7 protein-coding genes are annotated in these 6486 nt (G+C 39.0%); 6 read left to right on the forward strand and 1 reads right to left on the reverse strand.

The window, feature by feature from the left end:
* The 6 genes from RT445_RS22550 to RT445_RS22575 all read left to right on the forward strand — a co-directional run.
* On the forward strand, window positions 1-1608 hold a 1608-nt coding region (locus RT445_RS22550), incomplete at its 5' end, for a helicase C-terminal domain-containing protein (RefSeq protein ID WP_313471610.1).
* Between the two features lie 154 nt (window positions 1609-1762).
* Window positions 1763-2530, forward strand: coding sequence for an isocitrate lyase/PEP mutase family protein (locus RT445_RS22555; protein ID WP_313471611.1), 768 nt, complete (start codon window positions 1763-1765; stop codon window positions 2528-2530).
* A 25-nt stretch (window positions 2531-2555) separates the two neighbouring features.
* Window positions 2556-3113 (forward strand): bifunctional transcriptional activator/DNA repair enzyme AdaA, encoded by a 558-nt coding sequence (locus RT445_RS22560; protein ID WP_313471612.1) that lies wholly within the window; start codon window positions 2556-2558, stop codon window positions 3111-3113.
* Window positions 3114-3126: 13 nt separating this feature from the next.
* Entirely contained in the window at window positions 3127-4041 is a 915-nt protein-coding gene (locus tag RT445_RS22565; protein WP_312505602.1) for a DNA-3-methyladenine glycosylase family protein, read from the forward strand.
* A complete protein-coding gene (locus RT445_RS22570) occupies window positions 4028-4513 on the forward strand; it encodes a methylated-DNA--[protein]-cysteine S-methyltransferase (RefSeq protein ID WP_274796396.1) in 486 nt (161 codons plus the stop codon). The genes RT445_RS22565 and RT445_RS22570 overlap by 14 nt, the downstream gene beginning before the upstream one ends.
* A 200-nt stretch (window positions 4514-4713) precedes the next feature.
* Window positions 4714-5043, forward strand: coding sequence for a DUF378 domain-containing protein (locus RT445_RS22575; protein WP_274796397.1), 330 nt, complete (start codon window positions 4714-4716; stop codon window positions 5041-5043).
* A 150-nt stretch (window positions 5044-5193) separates the two neighbouring features.
* Here the strand turns inward: RT445_RS22575 and RT445_RS22580 are convergent.
* Window positions 5194-6486 (reverse strand): aspartate aminotransferase family protein (locus RT445_RS22580; protein ID WP_313471614.1); only part of this gene is annotated, 1293 nt, incomplete at its 5' end.

Below are 6486 nucleotides of genomic sequence, written 5' to 3' on the forward strand. Positions count from 1 at the left end.
TTAAATGTTTCAGGTGGCGGACAACTATTTTTAGAGAAAATCCGAAAAATACCAAGTGACAAGCCTTCAAAGGGCTTTGATTTCTATGAACAAGCTTTAAAAAATAGCGCCGTTGCGGATTGTATTGTGACGAATCATGCTATGGTATTAAGCGATTTAGTTCGCCAAACACCACTCTTTACCCAAATCGATGGCTGGATTATTGATGAAGCACATCAATTTATTCAGGCAGCCATGCAGCAGGATGAAATTGCCTTCTCCTATACACAATGGAAGTATATCTTTGGACAAATTGGTACGATGGAGGAGACCACCCTTTTTCACCAGTTTTGTGAAGCAGCGAAGAAAAAACAGCGCGTAGCCATGCAAAATTTGCAACGTCTGGATGCCCAATTTATACGCTTGCAGCGGTCATTTGATGAAACCATTCAGTTAGTTATTCAAAAAATACAGCAACAAGTTAAAGGGAAGCAAGTAGGTAGTAAATGTACCCTATTTTTAGAGGATCTATCATTTGCGAAAGAATCATTCGTGCAAGTTAGTAAGCAGACACAACAATGGCTAGACCTTGCAACTGCAATTACGCAGACATTCGAAAATAATATTGAGCAATTAGATAAAAATGATCTTTATGTTTTATCTGAATGGCAGTATTGGATACGAGAAGTGAAAATAAAAATTGCTGAATGGGAAGATATTTTTCTATCACCACATGAAGGTAATTCAATATGGCTAGAACTGGATCTCCGTAGTGTTCCTGGCAGTCTTCATGTCTTTAAGAAACCAGTCAATGTCACACCGATTATTGAACAAGTATTAGCACCGCTTCGTAAAGAGGCAAGCATTGTTTGGACATCAGGTACATTAACCGTACCAGGAAATGAGCGCTTTGTCACACGCCAGTTAGGAATCTCTGATGATGTTGAGATCATAAAACTCCAAGCACCTCCAGCCTATTACGCTGGTGCCAAGGCTTTTATTGTAACTGATATGCCAGATATTCAGCATGTTAGCCAGGAAGAATACATTGAGGCTGTTGCACATGCAATTACACGGACAGTCCGCATGACGGAGGGACGCTGTTTTGTGCTCTTTACGGCACAGGATATGCTTCGGAAAACAGTCGAGCTCATTCAAGAAAGTGAACTTTTAGATGACTACATGCTTTTTGCACAAGGTGTTACTGGTGGAAGCCGTATGCGCATTCTAAAATCATTCCAAAAATTTAGCCATGCTGTTCTGTTTGGGACAAATAGCTTTTGGGAGGGAGTGGATGTACCAGGAGATGCTCTCGCTTCTGTCATTGTGGTACGATTACCATTCTCTTCACCAGAAGAGCCAGTATTTAAGGCAAGAGCCAAGCATCTGACAGCTCTAGGTGGCAATTCATTCACGGAGCTTTCCTTACCAGAGGCCATTATGCGCTTTAAACAAGGCTTTGGTCGATTAATTCGTTCTTCCCAAGATAAAGGAGCCTTTATCGTCCTCGACCGACGTATCACTAGTAAGTCTTATGGGAAAGAATTTATTAAGGCATTACCGCCTATCGATGTGAGGAAAGTTCAGCTACCTGAATTATTAAAAGAGTTGAACCGTTGGCAAAAATAACATGAAAAGGCGTCAGGACAAGGCTATTGTCTTAGGCGTCTTTTTTTTTGTAAAACAATCCGCTTCGCTAGACCATAACAGCAAGATTGAGGACGAAGTGAAGAAATCATTCCTGATAAAATGAGGTCTATCAAATAGTATGGAGGCTTTCGATATGTCTAAAATTCAGGAATTCAATGATTTACATTCTTCACAAGAGCTCTTATTTTTAGGGAATGCTTGGGATTTATTATCGGCATTAATGTTAGAAAAGGCAGGTTTTCAAGCGATTGGCACAACAAGCTGGGGTATTGCTAATTCACTTGGCTGTGCAGATGGTGAATTAATAGATTTTCAACGACATCTTAATATTATCCAAACCATTGCAGAGAATGTGAGCATACCTGTATCTGCTGATATTGAAGCAGGGTATGGATCTGATGAGCAGAGTATTATCGACAATGTATTAAGAACGGCCGATGTCGGTGTAGCTGGGATTAATATTGAGGATTCTCTCAAAAACCAAACAGGGTTAAAAAGTGTAACAGAACATTGTCGTCTACTAACAAACCTAAGGGCAGCGTTAGATTACCACGGTTTTAAAGATTTTTTTATCAACGCTAGAACGGATACGTATTTTCAATTGGAGCAACCATTTGAAGAAACCATGGTGAGAGCGAAGGCTTATGTAGAGAGTGGGGCTAGTGGTATATTTATTCCTGGATTAACGGATTTCAACGACATAAAAGCCATGACAAGTAACATAGAAGCACCCATCAATCTGCTTTCATTACCCGGCTTAACCAATTGTCAGCAGCTAAAAGAATTAGGGGTAAGGCGTTTTAGTTTTGGTAATGCACTATCAGATAAAATCATTGCATATATAACGCAACATGCTGCACAATTATTAGAAGACCAAAATACTTCTTCTTTATATGTTTAATCAATGAAAATGAGGTGAGGTATACGTGGACCATCCAATCAATTTATCCTTTGAGGAGAAGTGGGAAAAGATTATAGCTTGTGATCAAACCTATGATGGGCTTTTTTATACAGCGGTTAAAACGACTAGGATTTATTGCCGTCCTTCCTGTAAATCCAGAAAACCGAAAAAGATTAATGTTGAATTTTATGAGGATTTACAAGAAGTAGAGGCTGCTGGCTATCGTGCGTGTAAACGATGTCAGCCAGAGATTGAACATTCACCACATACACAATTGATTAAAAATGTAACAGCCTTTATTATCAACGAATATAAACAAAAGATGACATTACAAGATATGGCGGAGCATGTCGGCATCAGTCCATTTCATCTAGAACGGCTTTTTAAACAAGAAACAGCAGTGACACCCCGAACATATTTAGAAAAAATAAGAATTGATAAGGCTGCCCACTTATTAAGACATACAGATTTTACAAATTTAGAAATTTGCTATGAAGCAGGATTTCAAAGTCCCTCTAATTTTTATAAGGTGTTTCGACGATTGAAAAATTGCTCACCTACAGAATATCGAGGCCTTTCCTAAAAGGAGTCAGGATATGCACTGGATTAATGACGAAACTTATTTAGAAATCGTGCAGCCAAAAGAATTTAATTTTAAAGAGTGTTTGCTGTTTTTAAATAGATCCAATCAAGAAATTCTTCATTCAATAAAAGGGGATGTGCTTTACAAATTACTGAATATTGATGAACAGCTTATTTTATGTAAAATCAGTGAGCAAGACAATAACATAAAAGTGGAATTTCCAATGGATCAACCAATAGCCAATGTAAGAGAAAAAATCGTCCATTATCTAATGGAATGGTTTGAAGTAAAGCAAGATTTGGCTTGTTTTTATAAGATGGCTAACCGAGATAAAATCCTACAGCCACTTGTTGAAAAATATAGTGGTCTACGATTAATCGGTATACCTGATTTATTTGAAGCGCTAGTTTGGGCTATTATTGGTCAACAAATCAATTTAACATTTGCCTATACACTAAAAAAACGATTTGTCGAGCAATTTGGAGAGTATGTAAGCTTCGAGGGGCAAAGCTACTGGCTATTTCCACCGCCAGAAAAGATCGCTGCCATTCAGGTGGAAGATTTAAGAAGTCTCCAATTTACCTTAAGAAAGTCGGAGTACATTATTGATATTGCAAAAAGTATGGCAAGTGGTCAATTGACAAAAGAGTTGTTGAAGCAAAAAGATAACTACGAGGACAAGAAAAAAAGTTTAATGGCTATTAGAGGCATTGGTGCATGGACCGCAGACTATGTGCTGATGAAATGTTTACAAGAGCCGTCTGCCTTTCCAATCGCAGATGTTGGTTTGCACAATGCGTTAAAAACTCAATTAGCGTTAGAACGAAAACCAACGATAGAGGAAATCAACCACTATGCGATACATTGGCAAGGTTGGCAGGCTTATGCCACCTTTTATTTATGGAGGTCTCTATATGAAAAAGTATAAAGTAGATTACAAATCACCAATTGGAGTAATTGAAATAGAGGGTAGTGATAGCGCTATTTATGGAATTAATTTTGCGGAGCGGGATGAAATTATCCATATTCCTCAACAAGATACACCGAAAGTTCTGATGGAGTGTGCCAAACAGTTGCAAGAGTATTTTATAGGTGAACGTCATGACTTTTCATTTCCCTACGTAGTTGAAGGAACAGACTTTCAACAAGCGGTTTGGCAAGCTTTACCGACTGTAAGCTATGGTGAAACGGCTTCCTATAAGGATATTGCTGTAGCTATTAACAATGAAAAAGCTGTAAGAGCTGTTGGTAGTGCAAATGGCAAAAATAATATTAGTATCGTTGTTCCCTGTCATCGCATTATTGGCTCTAATGGAACGTTGACAGGGTATGGCGGCGGGATGTGGCGCAAAGAATGGCTTCTTCAGCATGAACAAACCTATAAAAATCCATCAGAGTAATATTTGTTTGAGTACCCTTCTTTGGTGGCAATATCACTGTGCAGCAATTTCTTAGGACTGTATAAAAAAGTGGTTATTGCAAAAAATAAGACCGTCAAAATGGCGGTTTTAATGACTAGTCTTTGTCATTTTATCGCTTCTTATGACACCTCTCTGCTAAGAAATTAGCTTGGAGTATAGACGATAAAGGAGGTGTACTCATGAGCGTACTTTATAGAATTGCCTTAATATTAGTCATTATAGGTGCAATCAACTGGGGACTCATTGGATTCTTTAGATTTGATTTAGTGGCTTATTTATTTGGTGGACAAACTGCGGTCTTATCTCGATGGATATATGCCCTTGTTGGGCTTGCGGGACTGATCACGATTCCAATTCTGATGAAGCGATTTGAAGATGAGGAGGATGTAGATACATTCTCTCGTATGGACAGAAATCCTAGCTATGGTATGGAGGCTGGGGAAGAAGCAGATTTTACTGAAGTAACAAAAAAAGAAGTAAAAACTGTAGAGAAAAAAGACAAAAAATAATGTATGTAAAAACTGGGTCCACCCGTTTTTGAGAAACATTCGTCTAGTTCCTTCAAGGGAGCTAGGCGAATGTTTACTTTTAGAATTATTTATTTAGAAAAGGTTCAGCCATGGCCATGTTCCGAACAGCAAGTCAGCGATTTATTCATGCTATTGTTTAATGGAATGTAATGCTTGTACAAAATTTTTAACGATGAAATCTTTCTCATCAGAGGAAATAATCAATGGGGGAGATAATGTCAGAACATTATTAAACCCAGCAACGGTTACGCCATTTTTCCCAATGATTAACCCCAGTCCCTTACACTGTGCAATCACTTTGTTTACAAGTGTGACATCGAGTGGTGTTTTGCTGTCTTTATCTTGTACAAGCTCTACGCCAATTAATAAGCCCTTACCGCGAATATCCCCAACATGTGGGTGCTCCTTTAATTGCTCCTGTAAGGCCGTAAGAAGCGTAGCACCAAGTGTAGCAGAGTGAGTAAATAAATTTTCCTGCTCCATTATTTCAATATTTTTCAATGCTACAGCACAAGCTGCTGGTGATCCACCGAACGTATTGACATGGCGGAAAAAGTCATATTCCTCACTACCTGCAAAAGCCTCGTAAATTTCACGTCGAACGGCAGTTGCTGATAGTGGCATATAAGCGCTTGTCAAACCCTTTGCCATTGTAACAATGTCAGGCTGAATGCCGTAATTTTGGAACCCGAAAGCTTTGCCTGTACGTCCAAAACCACAAATTACTTCATCGACAATGAGCAGTGCGCCATGCTTCTCACAAATAGCTTTGACTCCTTGTAGGTAGTTGTCGTGAGGCATAATCACACCACCACCTGTAATGATAGGCTCCATAATGACTGCAGCAATTGAATCTGACATTTCCCATGTCATAACATGATCGATCGCTTGCACAGATGGCAGTGCACAAGGATCTTTACTTTTAATATGGTCTTCATTTGCACGATACGAGTCAGGTGGTGTGACATGTAAAAAACCAGGTGCTAATGGCTCGTATTTATATTTACGTTGAGCTTGTCCTGTAGCGGCTAATGCACCCATCGAACTACCATGATATGCACGGTAACGAGAAATGATTTTTGTTCGATTGACGTGTCCTTTTTGTTGATGATATTGTCGAGCAATTTTAAAAGCAGCCTCATTTGCTTCAGAGCCGCTATTAGAGAAAAAGACGACATAGTCATCCCCTAATAGCTCACTTATCTTTTCACTTAGCTGGATGGCGGGAATATGGCCAACAGATAAAGGTGTATACGTATTTTCAAGTAACTGCTCATAGGCAACTTTCGCAATGTCTTCTCGGCCATAGCCAACATTTACGCACCATAAACCAGCCATAGCATCTAAATAACGTTTTCCTTCAATGTCGGTAATCCATGCTCCTTTAGAAGATTGGACAATCATCGTAGCATTCGGATTATA

It is taken from the genome of Lysinibacillus sp. (assembly GCF_032093475.1).
Taxonomy (GTDB): domain Bacteria; phylum Bacillota; class Bacilli; order Bacillales_A; family Planococcaceae; genus Lysinibacillus; species Lysinibacillus irui.